14 protein-coding genes and 1 pseudogene are annotated in these 16596 nt (G+C 59.7%); 7 read left to right on the top strand and 8 right to left on the bottom strand.

Going from position 1 to position 16596, the window contains the following annotated elements:
• Nucleotides 1-5 precede the first annotated feature (5 nt).
• From UP10_RS02480 to UP10_RS02465, 4 genes are read left to right on the top strand one after another with little or no spacing between them, the layout of a single operon-like run.
• Nucleotides 6-950: an ABC transporter permease gene (locus UP10_RS02480; RefSeq protein ID WP_283807620.1), complete on the top strand. Its 945-nt coding sequence runs from the start codon at nucleotides 6-8 to the stop codon at nucleotides 948-950.
• A complete protein-coding gene (locus tag UP10_RS02475) occupies nucleotides 943-1833 on the top strand; it encodes an ABC transporter permease (protein ID WP_082076958.1) in 891 nt (296 codons plus the stop codon). Before UP10_RS02480 ends, UP10_RS02475 begins: the two co-directional genes overlap by 8 nt.
• Nucleotides 1833-2825 (top strand): ABC transporter ATP-binding protein, encoded by a 993-nt coding sequence (locus UP10_RS02470; protein ID WP_044585806.1) that lies wholly within the window; start codon nucleotides 1833-1835, stop codon nucleotides 2823-2825. The genes UP10_RS02475 and UP10_RS02470 overlap by 1 nt, the downstream gene beginning before the upstream one ends.
• A complete protein-coding gene (locus tag UP10_RS02465) occupies nucleotides 2818-3780 on the top strand; it encodes an ABC transporter ATP-binding protein (RefSeq protein WP_082076957.1) in 963 nt (320 codons plus the stop codon). Before UP10_RS02470 ends, UP10_RS02465 begins: the two co-directional genes overlap by 8 nt.
• Nucleotides 3781-4315: 535 nt before the next feature.
• Here UP10_RS02465 and UP10_RS43910 read toward each other — a convergent pair.
• Complete coding sequence (locus UP10_RS43910) at nucleotides 4316-4513, bottom strand: hypothetical protein (RefSeq protein ID WP_156179622.1); 198 nt, start codon at nucleotides 4511-4513, stop codon at nucleotides 4316-4318.
• A gap of 511 nt (nucleotides 4514-5024) precedes the next feature.
• On the opposite strand from UP10_RS43910, the gene UP10_RS02455 reads away from it, so the two are divergent.
• From UP10_RS02455 to UP10_RS02445, 3 genes and pseudogenes are all read left to right on the top strand, one after another.
• Nucleotides 5025-5753 (top strand): CBS domain-containing protein, encoded by a 729-nt coding sequence (locus UP10_RS02455; protein WP_044585803.1) that lies wholly within the window; start codon nucleotides 5025-5027, stop codon nucleotides 5751-5753.
• 68 nt (nucleotides 5754-5821) lie between these two features.
• Nucleotides 5822-6214, top strand: a complete 393-nt coding sequence (locus UP10_RS02450; protein ID WP_044585802.1) for a translational machinery protein — start codon at nucleotides 5822-5824, stop codon at nucleotides 6212-6214.
• An 81-nt stretch (nucleotides 6215-6295) separates the two neighbouring features.
• A pseudogene (locus tag UP10_RS02445) lies at nucleotides 6296-6826 on the top strand (GNAT family N-acetyltransferase); the annotation flags it as partial.
• Here UP10_RS02445 and UP10_RS02440 read toward each other — a convergent pair.
• The 7 genes from UP10_RS02440 to UP10_RS02410 all read right to left on the bottom strand — a co-directional run bounded on the left by UP10_RS02440 (nucleotide 6823) and on the right by UP10_RS02410 (nucleotide 16560).
• Entirely contained in the window at nucleotides 6823-8010 is a 1188-nt protein-coding gene (locus UP10_RS02440) for an acetate/propionate family kinase (protein WP_197086727.1), read from the bottom strand. The pseudogene UP10_RS02445 and the gene UP10_RS02440 sit on opposite strands and share 4 nt — an antisense overlap.
• Nucleotides 8007-10370 carry a phosphoketolase family protein gene (locus UP10_RS02435; RefSeq protein WP_197086737.1) on the bottom strand — a complete coding sequence of 788 codons (2364 nt, stop codon included), beginning with the start codon at nucleotides 10368-10370 and terminating at the stop codon, nucleotides 8007-8009. The genes UP10_RS02440 and UP10_RS02435 overlap by 4 nt, the downstream gene beginning before the upstream one ends.
• Before the next feature lie 43 nt (nucleotides 10371-10413).
• Complete coding sequence (locus UP10_RS02430; protein ID WP_044585799.1) at nucleotides 10414-11520, bottom strand: ABC-type transport auxiliary lipoprotein family protein; 1107 nt, start codon at nucleotides 11518-11520, stop codon at nucleotides 10414-10416.
• Nucleotides 11521-11524: 4 nt separating this feature from the next.
• On the bottom strand, nucleotides 11525-12301 hold the full coding sequence (locus UP10_RS02425; protein WP_044585798.1) for an ABC transporter ATP-binding protein: 777 nt from the start codon (nucleotides 12299-12301) through the stop codon (nucleotides 11525-11527).
• Nucleotides 12302-12303: 2 nt separating this feature from the next.
• The gene (locus UP10_RS02420; protein ID WP_044585797.1) at nucleotides 12304-13440 is read right to left on the bottom strand and encodes an ABC transporter permease; all 1137 of its coding nucleotides are present in this window, start codon (nucleotides 13438-13440) and stop codon (nucleotides 12304-12306) included.
• Nucleotides 13441-14177: 737 nt separating this feature from the next.
• Nucleotides 14178-15686 (bottom strand): amino acid ABC transporter permease/ATP-binding protein, encoded by a 1509-nt coding sequence (locus UP10_RS02415; RefSeq protein ID WP_044585796.1) that lies wholly within the window; start codon nucleotides 15684-15686, stop codon nucleotides 14178-14180.
• A gap of 37 nt (nucleotides 15687-15723) precedes the next feature.
• Nucleotides 15724-16560: an ABC transporter substrate-binding protein gene (locus UP10_RS02410; protein WP_044585795.1), complete on the bottom strand. Its 837-nt coding sequence runs from the start codon at nucleotides 16558-16560 to the stop codon at nucleotides 15724-15726.
• Nucleotides 16561-16596 lie beyond the last annotated feature (36 nt).

Here is a 16596-nt window from a genome sequence, read left to right as displayed (position 1 = left end):
TCGTTCTGATACGCATCATTTCCGTCAAATTCCTTCAGGCTGTGCCGGTCATCCTGATCATCTCGATCCTGGCGTTTCTGCTGCTTAGCCTGCTGCCTGGCGATCCCGCGATGATCATTGCCGGCGAACAGGCCTCGCCTGCGGCGATCGAACAGGTGCGACGGCAACTCGGTCTCGATCGCTCGTTCCTGGAGCAGCTCGGCATCTGGCTGTTCAATCTGGCGCGCGGCAACTTTGGCTCATCGCTGATCCTCAACCAGAGCGTTTTGTCGGCGGTGGGGGAACGCCTGCCGGTGACCTTATCGCTGGCGGCATTGTCCATCGGTTTTACGATTCCGGTGGGCGTATTTCTCGGATCTCTGGCGGCGTATTTCCGGCGCACCTGGATTGACTCCGCGGTGATGACCGTGGCGCTGCTCGGCGTTTCCATCCCGGCATTCTGGATAGCGATCCTCGGCGTGATCCTGTTCAGCGTGCAACTGGGCTGGGTACCCTCGAGCGGTTTTGCGCCGATCTCGCAGGGCCTGGGCCGGTGGTTCGCCTCCATGGCGCTGCCGGCGTTGACACTGTCGTTGTTCCAGATCGGCTTCCTCGCCCGCATGACCCGTTCAGCGATGCTCGATGTGCTCAGCCAGGACTACATCCGGACCGCACGCGCCAAGGGGCTCAGCGAGTGGCGCACCGTCGGCAAGCACGCCCTGCGCAATGCGCTGATCCTGATCATCACCGCCACCGGCATTCTGCTGAGTGCGGCTATCGGCGGTTCGGTGATCATCGAGCAGGTGTTCGCACTGCCGGGCATCGGCCGCATGGTGGTGCAGGCCATCATGGCGCGTGATTATCCGCTGGTGCAGGGCACCATGCTCATTCTCGGCTTCACGTTCGTGATGATCAACCTGATCGTCGACATCCTCTACACTCTCGCCGATCCGCGTGTGCGCCATGACTGACGTCGGTATCGGAGCTCCGGCGACGGCGGTAGCGATCGCCGCACCGCGCGGCTACGGCACGCTGCGCCGGCTGCTGCGGCATCGCTCGTTCCTGATCGGATTCACCATCATCGCGCTGCTGGCGATTCTCGCGGTGCTGGCTCCGCTGATTACGCCGATCGATCCTTCCGCGATGCGGGTGCGTCTCCGTTTCCGGCCGCCGCAGGCCGCGTTCTGGTTCGGCACCGACCAGTTCGGCCGCGATGTCTTCACTCGCGTATTGTACGGCGCGCGTATTTCGCTGTTCGTCGGCTTCGCGGTCTGCATGGTCTCCGGTCTATGCAGCGCCATTCTTGGCGTGATCGCGGCGCAGCTGCGCCGGCTGGACAGCGTCATCATGCGGTTGATGGATGCGCTGATGTCGTTCCCCGCCATCCTGCTGGCGCTGGGTATCGCCGCGGCGCTGGGCCCGCGCGTCTCCAGCGTCATTATCGCTCTGACTGTTGCCTACATTCCCGCTGGCGTGCGCATTGTCCGCGCCGCCGCGCTGACCGTGCGCGAGATGGATTTCGTGCAGGCTGCGCAAGTGTCCGGCGCGTCGTCGCTGCGCATCGTGCTGCGCCACATCCTGCCGAACTGCCTCAGCCCGCTCTTGGTGCACCTCACCTTCATCTTCGCCTATGCGATGCTGGCTGAGGCGGCGCTCAGCTTTCTCGGCGTCGGCATCCAGCCGCCTATCGCGAGCTGGGGCAACATCATCGCCGAGGGCCGCGACTACGCCACCCAGGCCTGGTGGGTGATGTTGTTTCCCGGTATCGCCATCAGCCTCGCCGCGCTCAGCCTCAATCTGCTCGGCGACGCGTTGGGCGACATGCTCGACCCCCGCCTCAAGGGAGGCGAGTGATGGCCGCCCCGCTGCTCTCTATCCGCAACCTTACCGTCCAGTTTCGCGTCGATACCGGCTGGGTCACGGCCATCGACGACGTCTCGCTGGATGTTGGCGCCGGCGATTGCGTCGGCGTTGTGGGCGAATCCGGCAGTGGCAAGAGCGTCACCGCGCTGTCGGTCCTGCAGCTGCACGATCGCGTCAGCACGCGGATGCCGTCAGGCTCGATTCTGTACCAGGACGACGACCTGCTACGTGCCAAGAGTTCGACCATGCGGCGGATCCGCGGCAGCGAGATCGCGATGATCTTCCAGGACCCGATGTCATCGCTCAATCCTGTGCTGACCATTGCAGACCAGATTTCCGAGACGCTGCGCCAGCATCAGGGCCTCACCGGCGCCGCCGCGCGTAGGCGCGTGGTCGAGCTGCTCGGCCTGGTGCGGATTCCCGACGCCGCGCGTCGCGCTGACGACTATCCGCACCGCTTGTCCGGCGGCATGCGGCAGCGCGTGATGATCGCCATGGCCATCGCCTGCAAGCCGCGGCTGCTGATCGCCGATGAGCCGACCACCGCGCTGGACGTCACCATCCAGGCGCAGATCCTTGAATTGCTGCGCGACCTGCGCCGCGAATTGGGCATGTCGGTGATGCTGATCTCCCACGATCTCGGCGTGATCGCCGAATTCGCCCAGCGCGTCGTGGTGATGTATGCCGGCCGCGTCGTCGAGGACGCGCCGGTAACACAGCTTTTTCGCCGGCCGGTACATCCCTACACCATGGGTCTGATCGCTGCGGTGCCTGCGCTCGACAGTGAGGCACCGAGGCTGACCACGATCGCAGGGCGCATTCCCGGCCCGCAGGAGATCATCCCCGGTTGCCGTTTCAGCCCTCGCTGTGCGCTGGTGCAGCCGAGCTGCCTCGATGAGCCGCCATCCATGCAGATGGTCAGTGACGGCCAGTCGGCGCGCTGCCCGCCGCGCATCCAGGTTCTGGGTGTACGTCATGGTTGACCAGCCCATCGTTGAGGTCCGCGACCTTAGAAAGACCTTTTCCGTCAAGCATGCCGGCGGCGTCTCGACGCTGCACGCGTTGAGCGGTGTCAATTTCGAGATCATGCGCGGCGAGACCTTGGGACTGGTCGGCGAATCCGGCTCCGGCAAGACCACCGCCGGCCGCATCCTGGTCGGGCTGGTCCCGGCCGGCAGTGGCTGCGTGCGCCTGTTCGGCCACGACATCACCGGCGCCGATGGCAAGGCGCAGCTTGCAAAGGTGCGCGCGCGGCTCCAATTCGTGTTTCAGGATCCTTATGCTTCGCTCAATCCGCGAATGCGGATCGGCAGCGCTATCGCCGAGCCGCTGGATATCGCTGGCGGGTGGTCGCGAAAGGATCGCAATGGTCGCGTCGCCGAACTGCTCGATCTGGTCGGGTTGCCCAAGACCAGCATCGATCGCTATCCGCACGAGTTCTCAGGCGGCCAACGCCAGCGCATCGTCATCGCCCGCGCGTTGGCGCTCAATCCGCAGTTTGTGGTCTGCGACGAGCCGGTGTCTGCGCTCGACGTCTCCATGCAAGCCCAGGTTGTCAACCTGCTGCTTGATCTGCAGGACCGGCTCGGCCTCAGCTATTTGTTTATCGCGCATGATCTCGCGGTGGTTCGGGCAGTATCAACGCGGGTTGCGGTTATGTATGCCGGTTCAATTGTCGAGACGGCGCCGAAATCGCAGATCTACAGCGATCCGCAGCATCCCTATTCGCGCGCGCTGCTCGACGCGGTGCCGCGCGCTGATCCGAATTATGTCAGACGTCCGGTGGTGTCAGGCGAAGTGCCGAGCCTGCTCGATCCACCGCCGGGCTGCTGCTTTCATCCGCGCTGCCCGTTCGCATTCGAGCGCTGCCGGGTCGAGGTGCCAATCCTCAGGGAATCCGGGCCTGATCGGCGTGTCGCCTGTCATCTCTTCACATGACAGCAGTGAATCCGAAATGTCGAACTTGAAGAAGCCGGGCAATCGATGCCGATCCAGCGATCGCCATTTCGCTTCGTCTTAGAAAGATCAATCGAGGGAGGGCGCAAAACGGGTCTTGGCTGGGACCACGGGGCTCGCAACCACATTCCGACAACGAGAAATTCTGTAGCGACTTCAATGGGCCAAAAGCAGCGAAAATGTCAGAACGGTCGCTGAACACACTACAAGATTTCCCGACTTCCAAGCTGAATACGAGGGTTGGATTCCCTTCACCCGATCCAAAGCGATTTCAAAGACTTAGCCAGGAAGCTGAAGCTTCAGTTCTGGCGCCGTTCTGGAGTTAGTGCCTGCCGAAAGGCGAGCAGAAGCTTGCAAGTTAGTCCGCAATGAGCCGCGCAGGGACGATCTGCTCATTGGTGTCTTGGCGCGGGAGCGAGTGCACCCCGTGGGACTGTGGTCGGAGATAGGTGTCGGCTATTCGGACGCAAACGCGAAGAATGCGTTCCAGATTAGGCGCACGTTCCGAGCACTGCAGCTAGCTGTATTGCTTTACATCGCCGGGTTTCAACCCTTGGTCCTCAAGTTCATGGATTTCTAGTAGCTTTACGGCCTCAACCGTTTCGCCGGTTGTCGCGGCGATTGCTGTTCTGGCCAAATCAGCGGCTTTGTTATCTTCAAGTTCATAGACGTAAAAAGTCCGCGCCATGCCACCGAGCCGCGACGCGCGTACCATCCAGCCCCCGGCTTACTGCGATCGCTGATCCCTGCCATGAGTGTAGATGCTCCCCTTCAGCACGATTGCGCCATCGCTCGTCGCGAGCGTCAAAATCGGTTCAACTCGCTTGGCTGTCGCTCGTTGGCAAGCAGTTTCAATACGGATTGCCGGGTCGTCGCGTCGGTCGTCTCAGACAATAGTTTGCCGTAGTGAACCAGATACTGTTCGTGGACATACCAATCCAGCTCGTAGGTTTGAGGCAGCTGCGCTACCGAACTCTCAGTCACCGAAGATGTGACAGGTGGGCCGGCAATCCAGTCAGTATGCGCATTCGAGACCCGGACATTCTGATCACTATTGCTCACGCTGTCCGAAATAATGTCGCAACGAACGCGATCGATGTTGGAACTGTTCGTGTATTGGCGACTTGTAGCGCGCTAGGCCAAAGCGGCACCAAATCTGACGATTGGAGATCTACATGCGGCGGTTGACGTATTGTGTCCTGCCGGTGAAACCAGGGAGATCATGAATGCGAGCACATCAAGTAATGACAACTAAAGTGATTACGGTGGGTGCCGCTGACTCCGTCGTTGATGCCGCCAACATCATGCTGCAGAACCATGTGAGTGGGCTCCCTGTGATCGGCGAGGCGGGGAAATTGGTCGGGATCGTCTCGCAAGGCGATTTTATCCGCCGCGCAGAGATCGGGACCCAGCGAAAGCGCGGTCGGTGGCTGAAATTCCTGCTTGGTCCGGGCAAGGCGGCCGCCGACTTCGTCCGTGAAAGTGGACACAAGGTTGGTGAGATTATGACACTTGATCCTTTTACCGTGTCAGAGGACGCGACACTCGAAGATGTCGTGCAGCGGATGGAACACCACAACGTCAAGCGGCTGCCGGTTATGCGTGGAGATCAGCTCGTCGGCATCGTAACGCGCTCGAATCTGCTTCAGGCCGTTGCCGAACTGGCGCGGGAAGTGCCCGATCCGACCGCCGACGATGATCATATTCGGCACCATATCATTGCATCTATCGAGAAGGCCGAATGGGGGCCATTCGGGCTCGGCGTCATCGTGCGCAACGGCAATGTTCATCTTAGCGGCATTATTACCAATGAGAGTTCCCGCCAGGCTGCGATTGTGGCTGCGGAGAACGTTTCGGGTGTCACGAACGTTCACGACCACCTTTGCTGGGTCGAGCCGATGTCGGGAATGTACCTGAACTCTCCGGAGGATGAGGCGTTGTTGAGGGCGAACTGAGTTGATCCCGGCGGCGTTTGCCATTGGGACCGCCATGTCCGCGCGATCGCCAGAAAAGGACTTATTCCATGACCGAACATCATTATCATGCGGCGATCTGGATTGATCACCGTGAAGCGCGCGTGTTTCATTTCAGCCCGACCGATGTCGACACACTGGTGCTGCACCCGGACAATCCCACACAGCATATCCATCACAAGGCAAATTCCATCGGGGCCGGGCACGCATCGACGAGCCCTGACTATCTTCGTGCTGTCGCTGAATCGGTCTCGGACGCCGGCGCCGTTCTCATCACCGGGCCCGCGAACGCAAAGACCGAGTTGGTGGAGTACATTCGCCTGCATGAGCCGAAGCTCATGAAGGTGATCGCCGGCGTGGAAGCGGTCGACCATCCGACAGACGCGCAACTCGTTGCCTATGCCAGGAAATATCTTACCGCGACGGACCGGATGGTACCGTAGCCGATCATTCTTCGGTCGGCGTGAAAAGCAGCAAACGGACCAAATTGCCGGCCAGCCTGGATGATTGGATTGACCTTGCCCCTTCGCCCTTATCCGTCGCAATGGGAGCGACATATCGTCCTCGGAGAAAGCTGGCGCATATTTGTCCGGCCGATCAGGCCGGATGACGAGGACTTGATCCGCGATCTTCTCGTCCATGTGAACAAGGAAGATTTGCGGCTTCGCTTCTTCGATTCCATCAGGGAATTCTCGCACCAATTCATCGCCAGAATGACCGAACTCGATTACGCCCGCGCGATGGCGTTTATCGCCATCGATGAAGCCAGCAATGAGACGCTTGGCGTCGTGCAGCTCTACACCGACGCGACCCATGAGACCGGTGAATACGCGATCGTGCTGCGGTCGGATCTCAAGGGCAGGGGATTGGGCTGGTCCTTGATGCAGCTGATCATCGAGTACGCCAAATCGGAACGCTTGAAACGGATATCCGGCCAGATCCTCCAGGAAAATACGGTCATGCTGAAAATGTGCCGGGAATTGGGATTTGAGATCAAGACGGATGCCGAGGATTGCGGCTTGTGCGATGTCACGCTCACGCTCGAAAGCCGTTAGCTGACCGGCGATAATGCCCATGTATGACGGGCGATCTGCTCGTCTTCCTGCGACGCGAGGATATTCACCGGGATTCGCGATGCCGTCGGGTCCACCGTTTCGCCGATGCGGATACCGCACCAGGATAGGCCGGCGCAAATCGCCGCCCGCACCTCGTTGTCATTTTCCCCGATGCCGCCGGTAAATACGATCATGTCAGCTCCACCCAGAGCGACCATCATGGCGGCTATCTGTTTACGGACGGAATAGCAGAACATGTCGATCGCCAATCGTGCGTCGGGACTGGTCGATGCTGCATCATGCAGGCGCCGCATGTCGCTGCTGATCCCGGAAATACCGATCAGTCCCGATCGGTGATCGATCATGTCCTCCAGCGCGGCTGCGTCGTACTGCTTCTCGCGCATCAGATAGACGAGGATCCCCGGGTCCAGATCGCCGGTCCGGGTGCCCATGATGATCCCGCCGCTTGGCGTCAGTCCCATGCTGGTATCGACCGACTTGCCCGCCTTGACGGCAGTGACGCTGGCACCATTGCCGAGGTGAGCAATAACGAGACGGTCGGGGAGGTTGGTGCCAAGTTGATGCACGATCGACTCGCAGGAAAGTCCGTGAAAGCCGTAGCGTTCGATGCCTTCCGCCCGAAGCGCTTGGGGGATCGGGAGTAGGCGGGCGACATCAGGCATTCCGGCGTGAAATGTGGTGTCGAAACATGCCATTTGCGGGAGATCCGGAAAGTGCTCTTGCGCGAAGCGGATGACCGACAGGGCGGCCGGGATATGCAGCGGCGCAAACGCGGAAGCGGAGTCCAACTTCTGCATGACCTGTTCGTCGATCACGCAATGCTGCCGAAGCCCTGGTCCGCCATGGACGATGCGGTGCCCGATAGCTGCCGGCGTTGGCATTTGCGAGGCTTCGAGAAGCATTCCGATGCGGATAATCGCGTCGCGCTGGCTGGGAATGGGGGCGGTATCGCAGGTCAGCGCACCGCCCTGCGAATTCTGCACGCGAAATTTGCCGCCTGGCTCGCCGATCGACTCCGCCGCGCCTGATAGCAGCGCCCCGGTGCGTGAGGCGCTAACCCGGTACAGGCCGAACTTCAGCGAAGAGGAGCCGCTGTTCAGGGCCAGGATAGCGAGTTCGGACCGGGTATTCGTCACCGCGCCTCCGGGACCGATCGTGCTCACGCCTGCCAACACCAGTCGCGGATCTCTGGCATGTCGTCTCCGTGTTCGCTGATGTAGAGTTTGTGACGTTCCATCGATGTCCAGTAGCGCTCTGTCGCCTTTTTCACCTGGTCGCTGAACCTTGGGATGCGCCGGATGGCGTCTAATGCGAGCTGATAGCGGTCGAGATTATTCAGCACGACCATATCGAACGGTGTTGTGGTGGTGCCCTCATCCCGGAAGCCGCGAACGTGAATGTTGTCGTGATTATGCCGCCGGTAGGTCAGCTTGTGAATCAGCGCAGGATAGCCATGAAAGGCGAAGATGACCGGCTTGTCGGTCGTGAACAGGTCGTCGAAATCACGATCTTCAAGCCCGTGCGGGTGGGCGGACTGCGGCTCCAACACCATCAAATCGACCACGTTGACGACGCGAATTCGAATGTCCGGGACATATTCGCGCAAGAGGGTTACAGCGGCCATTGTTTCCAGGGTCGGCACATCCCCGGCACAGGCCATCACCACATCCGGATCGCCACCCTCATTGCTGGCCCAGTGCCAGATTCCAGCACCGGCCGTGCAATGGCGCGTTGCGGAATCGATATCGAGCCACTGCCACTCCGGCTGTTTGCCGGCGACGATCAGATTGATGTAGTTGCGGCTGCGCAGACAATGATCGGCCACCGACAGCAAGCAGTTGGCGTCCGGCGGCAAATAGATGCGGACCACATCGGCCTTCTTGTTGGCGACGTGATCCATGAAGCCGGGGTCTTGATGTGAGAAGCCGTTGTGATCCTGCCGCCAGACATGCGACGTCAGCAGATAATTGAGCGAGGCGATCGGCCTGCGCCACGGTATTTGCTTGCTGACCTTGAGCCATTTCGCATGCTGATTGAACATGGAATCGATAATGTGGATGAAGGCCTCATAGCACGAGAACAGGCCATGGCGTCCGGTGAGCAGATACCCCTCGAGCCAGCCTTCGCACATATGCTCGCTCAGCATTTCCATGACGCGGCCATCGGTGCTGAGATCGATATCGACCGCGTCCACGTCAGCCATCCACTCTTTCCCGGAGACTTCGTAAACAGCTTCCAGTCTGTTCGATGCGGTCTCGTCCGGACCAAACAGCCGGAAATTCTGCTTCCCGAGGCTGAGCTTCATCACGTCGCGCAGGAATGTTCCGAGCACGCGCGTTGCTTCGGCTCTCACGCTGCCGGGCCCAGGCACCGCCACGGCGTAGTCGTGGAAGTGGGGCATCGATAACGGCTGGAGCAATTCGCCGCCATTGGCGTGCGGGTTGGAGCCCATGCGGCGATGACCGGTCGGCGCCAGGTCAGCGAACTCCTCGCGGAATTTTCCGTGCTCGTCGAACAACTCCTGTGGCCGATAACTCCTCATCCAGTCTTCGAGTTGCTTCAAATGTTCAGGCGCCTTGAAGTCAGCGATTGGAACCTGATGGGCCCGCCACGTACCCTCGACCGGTTTGCCGTCGACGAATTTCGGCCCGGTCCAACCCTTGGGCGTGCGAAAGACGATCATTGGCCAGCGTGGGCGCTCCAGGCGAATTTCCCTCCCAGGGGTACGGGCCGCGCTCTGGATATCCCGAATCTGGAGCAGAACCCGGTCGAGCGTTCCCGCAAGGCCTTGGTGCACCAAGGCGGGATCGTCACCTTCGACGAAATGGGGGTCGTAGCCGTAGCCACGCAATAGCTCGGTCAGCTCTTGCCGGCTAATGCGGGCCAGCACGGTCGGGTTGGCGATCTTGAATCCGTTCAGATGAAGGATCGGAAGCACCGCGCCATCGCGGGCCGGATTGAGGAATTTGTTGGAGTGCCAACTGGTCGCGAGAGCACCGGTTTCGGCTTCCCCGTCGCCGACAATGCAACTGACGATCAGATCGGGGTTGTCGAAGGCTGCGCCATAGGCGTGGGCCAACGAATAGCCGAGTTCGCCACCTTCATGAATCGAGCCGGGCGTTTCCGGCGAGACGTGGCTGGGAATTCCATATGGCCAGGAGAATTGCCGAAACAACCGTTGCAGTCCGTTGCGACTGCGCTCGATGGCTGGATACCGCTCCGTGTATGAACCTTCGAGATAGCTGTGCGCGACGATGCCGGGACCGCCGTGGCCCGGACCGATCACGTAGATCATATTCAGATCATTGTCTTTGATCAGGCGGTTCAGATGCACGTACAGGAAATTCAGTCCGGTCGTGGTTCCCCAATGCCCGAGCAAGCGAGGCTTGATATGTTCGAGCCTGAGGGGCGTTTCCAGCAGCGGATTATCCTGCAGGTAGATTTGACCGACGGAGAGATAATTCGCCGCGCGCCAGTAGGCGTGCATTTTGCGAAGCAGTTCGGGTGACAATGGATCCGAAATTACATTGCCGAACGTCGGTTGCAGTGGCGTGGCCATCGGAGTTTCATATTGCATTGGCTGTCCATGTGATCAGTTCTGTCGCGATGCTTGCGAAAGCGTCGTTGAAGGCAGCGACGGCAGAGGCGGGGTCAGGCTTGTCGAGCTTTCGGCGTTGCTGAAACAGCCGCGAAGCCACGACTTGTCCGTCCTTGTTCAATATCCTTGCCGAAAACTCGATCTCTGCGGTCGGTTCAGGATCCGTGTTGATCTGGAAGCTTCTGACGTCGACGAGAAGCTGAGGATTTGTCCCCGGGTTGTCCGTTGAGCGAAGCGGGGCGTGGGCGACATCGTAATTTTCGAAGCTCTGAATGAGCTTTATCTGCAGCATCTTCGGAATGCTGTCGGCCCATTGGGCGTTCGAGAATCCCGGAAGCTCCTTGTTGGGCTCAAGCAGGAACCGCTGCGTGTCGAGCAGCAGGATCGCCGTCGGCGTCGGCATCACCAATTGCTCGTTGAGCGGCTTCTTCGGCGAATCAAATTCTGAGGGAATGCCGAGGTCGTAGATCGTCTTGGGGACCGCTTGCTCTCCACCTCCCGTCATCTTGACAAGGCCGGCTACGATCGAGTCCAGCCCGCCGGTATTCTTGGCAAGCCCTTCCGTAAATGTCTTCAGATTGGCGATCGTGCTTTTCAACGGCTCCGCGTTTTCGGCCAGCACGGAATCGACCCTGCCCAGTGCATTGCGCGCGGCTTGCGTGATGCTTTGACCCGCCTCCGGATCGGCGATGAGCGTCTGCATACCGATCGACGCCCCGACCTCCTTGCCGCCTTCCAGCGCGATCACCGGAACGCCTGTGAGGCCCTGAAAGTCGAGCCCAACTTTTGTGTCAGCGTGGACTGGTGTGCCTGTTACCACGGCGATAGTCGCATCTACTTGCCGCGGGCTGTCCGCGACCAATCCCAGATTGGTGACTTCTCCAACGCGGATTCCATTGAAGAGCACCGCGGCACCAACAAGCAGCCCCGAGACGGAACCTTCAAACTGGACATGGTGGACCGCCCGCGCACCGGTTCCGGCAGTGTTGTGCAGCCAATAGACGAATCCAAAGACGGCGCCGATGGCTGCCAGGACGAAGGCGCCGACGATGATGAAGGGAGCACGGGTTTCCATTGTCTCAGCTCGATTCTGGTTGCAGCATCAGGGAGCGCTTGCCATGGAAGTACGCCTTGACCCATGGGTGGTCGGAGCGAAGCAGTTCGCTCATCGGGCCGATCGCAACGATCTTGCCGTCCGCGAGCGCTGCGACGCGGTCGCACACGGTATTGAGGCTGGCAAGGTCATGGGTCACCATGAAGACCGTCAGTCCGAGCGTTTCCTGCAACGTCCTGATCAGATCGTCGAAGTCGCCCGCCGCTATCGGATCCAGCCCGGATGTCGGTTCGTCGAGAAAAACGATGGCCGGGTCCAGTGCGAGCGCACGCGCCAGCGCAACGCGCTTGGTCATACCACCCGAGAGTTCGGACGGAAACTTGCCGCCGTCCTCCGGCGTCAAGCCGACCATCTCGAGCTTGGCGGTCGCGATCTCGTTCAATAAGGATTCGGAGAGGACGAGGTTTTCGCGAAGCGGAAACTGAATATTCTGCAGTGCAGTCAGGGACGAAAACAGCGCGCCCTGTTGGAACAGGATGCCCCACATCGCAGCGGTGTGGACGTCCCGGCCGTGGCTGTCACAGATATCGACGCCCATGACTTCGATGTGGCCGCTCCGTTTTGGAATAAGCCCGATGATCGTCCGCATCAGCACGGATTTGCCGCCACCGGACGCGCCGACCAGACCGAGGATTTCGCCTTTTCGTACGTCCAGCGACAGATGGTCGATTACGGTTTGCTGACGGAACCCGACCACAAGATCGTTGACGCGAATGGCAAATTGCTCCGGTGATCCCTGCATCGTCACATTCCGATCGATGCAAAGAAAACGGCGAAAGCGCCGTCGAGTACGATGACGAGAAAGATCGATTTGACGACTGATATCGTCGTCTGCTTTCCCAGAGATTCGGCGCTTCCCTTGACCCTCAAACCCTCGCTGCTGGCGACGATGCCGATCACCAGCGCCATGAAGGGCGCCTTGATGATTCCAACCTCGAAATGCGTCACGGAAACCGCTTCGTGAAGCCGAGCAAGAAATATCGCCGGACTCATCCCGCCATAGAACCACGCGACCAGACCGCCGCCGTACAAAGCCGCCATCGATCCGATGAAGGCCAGGATCGGAAGCGCCAGGACCAGCGCGACGATGCGTGGAAGGATCAGGACTTCGACGGGGTCGAGCCCCATGGTGGATAGAGCGTCGATTTCCTCGCGCATTTTCATGGAGCCAAGTTCGGCGGTGTAAGCGCTTCCGGACCGTCCGGCGACCATAATGGCGACGATCAGGACGCCAATTTCGCGGAGCACGAGAATTCCGACCAGGTCGACGACGTAGGACTCCGCGCCGAACTTGCGAAAATGAAAGATGCCTTGCTGGGCAATGATGGCGCCGATCAGAAAGGTGACCAGGGCGATGATCGGTATGGCTCGCCATCCGACCTGATACAGGTGATAGACCAGAGACTTGAACCGAAGCGAGCGGGGCCTTTGCAGGACGCCGAGGCAGGCCGAACTCAGGGCCCCCAGCATTTGCAGAAAGACCGATACGTCTTCTGCGGCCCCGAACGTGGAACGGCCGACGGTCTCTAATCGCGCAAGGACGGGATTTTGCACCGGCAGGCTCGGAGGCTTGCGGCGGTTGACCTGCCGAACATCCTCGACAAGGCCCTCATATCGTCCCGCAACGCCAACAACTGACGCGGCATGACCGGATTCGGATGCACCGCGTGACATCCTCTCGAGCAACCATGCGCCAAGGGTGTCCAGTTCACGGACATCGGCCATGTCGATCTTCAGTTTCTGTGTCTCCCGCACTTGGGGCGAGACACGATTGACGAGATGTTCGAGAGTGGCCGCGTTTGCGGCGGTCCAGGAACCGCCTGGACTAAGCACCAACGTTTCGTCTTGGGTTGCCGCGCCCAGAAGGGGCCGCGTACTCAATACCCTTGCCGGTCAAGAACGTTCTGTCCGGCTCGTTGTCGACCGGCGGAGCATCCCTCGATCGCGCGCGGGAGTTCCTGGGCGCACGTCGTGCGATCCAGTTTGGCTCCGGAGGAGTTTTTGTTTAACACCTGTTCTCCTGTTCCAAGTCTTGTGTTCCAAGTCTTGTGTTCCAAGTCTTGTGTTCCAAGTCTTGTGTTCCACGTCTGGCCTTCCAAGACTTGGGGCGTGCGCGCAACCAGCGCAGCATTGGGGATCAAGTGATTGATTTTCGCGTTTTCGGAGCAACTGGGCCGGAGGCGAAGTGTGGGCGATGCTGCCGAAGAGCCGGTGTCGATGCCAGGCGTTCGCGAAGTCGTTTGATAAGTACTGAAGCAGGTTTCAGTTCCCATCGCGGGGATATGCAGGTGGCTCATCAAAACCGACATAGGCGCCCTGAGACCGGGAGGAAACGCTAGGTGCAACCGCTATTCCGCCCGAGAGAAATTCTGTAACGATCTCAATGGCCAAGAAACGCCGAGAACGTCAAAACGGTTATTGAACACACAACGAGAGTTCCCCGACTTCCAAGCTGAACACGGGGTTTGATTCCTTTCACCCGCTCCAGCGTTTTCATAGATTTAGCGAGAGGGTCGGATTTCATTCCGACAAGTGGGCTGCCTTGCACGCCCTTATGCTTGCTTTCGGTCGGCTGTTTTGCGTGTCTGATGGGCTCTCGTATTCCCGCGCTGCCCCAGCTACTGCCGCGACTGCGTGAGAAACGACGCGATCCGACTCTCTGCGGGGGCGGCCAGTAGTTCCGCCGGCGTGCCTACCGTCTGAATGCACCCGTCGTCGATGAACGCGACTCGATCCGAAATGCCGAGTGCAAAGCGCATCTCGTGCGTAACGATAACCATGGTCGTGCCTTCGTTCGCCAGCACCTCAATGACGCGCAGGACCTCGTTCACCAACTCCGGATCGAGGGCAGACGTCGGCTCGTCAAAGAGCATGATGTCCGGCTGCATCGCTAAGGCACGGGCGATTGCCACACGCTGCTGTTGCCCTCCCGAAAGTTGGAAGGGAAACTTGTGCGCGTGATCCAGCATGCCGACCTTGTCCAGCATCGCGAGAGCTGTCGCCTCGATGCTCTGGCGCGAACCACTGTGGTGATACCGAGGTCCAAGCCTGACGTTGTCCAGCACTGAAAGGTGCGGAAACAGGTTGAAACTTTGGAACACCATTCCAATTGCCGTGACCCGCTCATTGAAATGAGGGGCCAATCGATAGGAACCGCCTTTCGCTTCCACCCACGGTTCTCGGTCGAACAAAATCGTTCCTTCATCGACATTCTGAAGGGCATTGATGGTTCGTATGAGAGTGGTTTTTCCGGACCCGGAAGGTCCAATGATACTGACGACTTCCCCCCGGCGGACTTCCAGCGACACGCGATCCAGCACCCTCCGGTGCCCGAAGCTTTTGGTCACCTCTAGGATCTCGAGAATGGACTCGGCCGTGGCATCGATCGAGCGGCGCAACGGACGCTCGGTACGACCCAGAGGAACGACCTTGTTGTCGGTCGGACGTGGGGCTGGCGTCTTGCGAAGGGACACATCGAGGCGCCTTTCAAGGAAGTGGATCAGGAGACTAAAGACGCTGACGATCAGCACATAGTACACCGCGACCGCCAAGAGCGTGTCGATGACCTTGAAATTCCTGGTGTACAATCGCTGTCCGACCAGCAGGATCTCTGCCAGCGAAATCACCGATACCAGCGACGTCAGCTTCACGATCGTAATGAATTCATTGGCGAGCGAAGGCAAAGCTATTCTCAACGCCTGCGGAACCACGATCAGGCGAAGTCGGCCTATGTAGCGTATCCCCAGCGCTCGTCCCGCCTCGTGTTGACCTTGCGGTACCCCGAGCAGTCCGCCACGATGGATCTCGGCGATGTAGGCCGTTTCGCTCACGACCATCGCGAAGAGACCCGCCCAGAACGGCTCGGATGCGCCTGAGAGTTGTGGCACCAATTGGGGAAGGTTGTAGACGAAAATCAACAGGACGAGCAAAGGCAAGCTTCGGAAAAACCACACGTAGATCGAGGCCGCGGCTCGCAGCGGGGCGATCGTCGTATTCTTGGCCAGCGCAACGAGGAGCCCAAGCACGTTGCCGAGGCCCCAAGTCGATATGCTCAGGATGACGACGGTCCCCGTCGCCAGCCACAAGTCCCTGTTTCCAAACAGCGTGACGACATAGCGCCAGTCCACATCTCCCTCCGGCGTTCTCTGCAGCCGTCCGCCTTTCCTAATTTGTCCCAGACACAGCCTGCTTGAATTCACCGTCGGTCGCGCCCGAGACGTTGTACTTTGCCAAGAGCGCGTCATACTCGCCGTTCGCCTTGATCTTTTCGAAGGCGTCGGTGACTGTTTTCTTGACGTCGGCATTTCCCTTTTTGAAGCCGAGACCCACGATGACCGGATAAAGGGTCGAAGTGCTTGAAATCACAATCTTGCCGTTCGTGGCAGTGGCCGCCTGCTTGAGCACAGCGGAGTCTTCCATCTGTGCATCAACGCCTCCAGAGAGTACGGCCTGTGTGGCTTCGGGCGACGTCGGAAACTCGCGCACGTCGATTTGACCGAGCCCTTTTGTCGTGCACGTTGTCTGCGAGACCTCTTGCAGGTTTGCGGTCCATGCAGCGGACTTGATGGAGCTCACCTTCAGTCCGCAAAGGTCTTCCGGACTGACGGGTTTGCGCTTGGCGTTTGCTGACACCGCGATTGAAACGCCGGTCTTCATATAGGGGATGAAATCGATCTGTTGAGCGCGCGCGGGTTTGACATAGAGCGTTGATGCGATCACGTCGAACTTGTCGCCGCCGACTCCAATGATCAGGTTTTCGAACCTGGTATCGAGAAACTTCGCCGTCAGGCCAGCGGCCTTGGCGATGGCGGTCATGAACTCCACGTCGAAGCCGGCGGGCTTGTTGTCGCCGTCGATATAGTCGTACGGCGGATACGTTTGGTCGGAGCCCACCAGCAGCACTCCGCTGGCGATGGTGCCCGCCCGTGCCGTCGCACTCATCAGAAGAGCTGAGGTCGTCGAGGCAAGAAGCGCTGCGACGATACCGATTGTCTTGATCATGATGTCCTCATTTGGTTGTCGGCAGGCTCGATCGTC

The organism is Bradyrhizobium sp. LTSPM299, from assembly GCF_000938235.1.
In the GTDB taxonomy this organism is placed as follows: domain Bacteria; phylum Pseudomonadota; class Alphaproteobacteria; order Rhizobiales; family Xanthobacteraceae; genus Bradyrhizobium.
The sequence above is the reverse complement of the archived record's forward strand: the minus strand, read 5'-3'. Positions and strand labels throughout refer to the sequence as shown.

Excerpts from the sequence above, each read along its gene's own strand:
- UP10_RS02425 (WP_044585798.1), bottom strand. The coding sequence starts at position 12,301 with ATGCAGGGATCACCGGAGCAATTTGCCATTCGCGTCAACGATCTTGTG.
- UP10_RS02410 (WP_044585795.1), bottom strand. The coding sequence starts at position 16,560 with ATGATCAAGACAATCGGTATCGTCGCAGCGCTTCTTGCCTCGACGACC.
- UP10_RS02465 (WP_082076957.1), top strand. The coding sequence starts at position 2,818 with ATGGTTGACCAGCCCATCGTTGAGGTCCGCGACCTTAGAAAGACCTTT.
- UP10_RS02450 (WP_044585802.1), top strand. The coding sequence starts at position 5,822 with ATGACCGAACATCATTATCATGCGGCGATCTGGATTGATCACCGTGAA.
- UP10_RS43910 (WP_156179622.1), bottom strand. The coding sequence starts at position 4,513 with ATGGTACGCGCGTCGCGGCTCGGTGGCATGGCGCGGACTTTTTACGTC.
- UP10_RS02470 (WP_044585806.1), top strand. The coding sequence starts at position 1,833 with ATGGCCGCCCCGCTGCTCTCTATCCGCAACCTTACCGTCCAGTTTCGC.
- UP10_RS02455 (WP_044585803.1), top strand. The coding sequence starts at position 5,025 with ATGCGAGCACATCAAGTAATGACAACTAAAGTGATTACGGTGGGTGCC.
- UP10_RS02430 (WP_044585799.1), bottom strand. The coding sequence starts at position 11,520 with ATGGAAACCCGTGCTCCCTTCATCATCGTCGGCGCCTTCGTCCTGGCA.
- UP10_RS02475 (WP_082076958.1), top strand. The coding sequence starts at position 943 with ATGACTGACGTCGGTATCGGAGCTCCGGCGACGGCGGTAGCGATCGCC.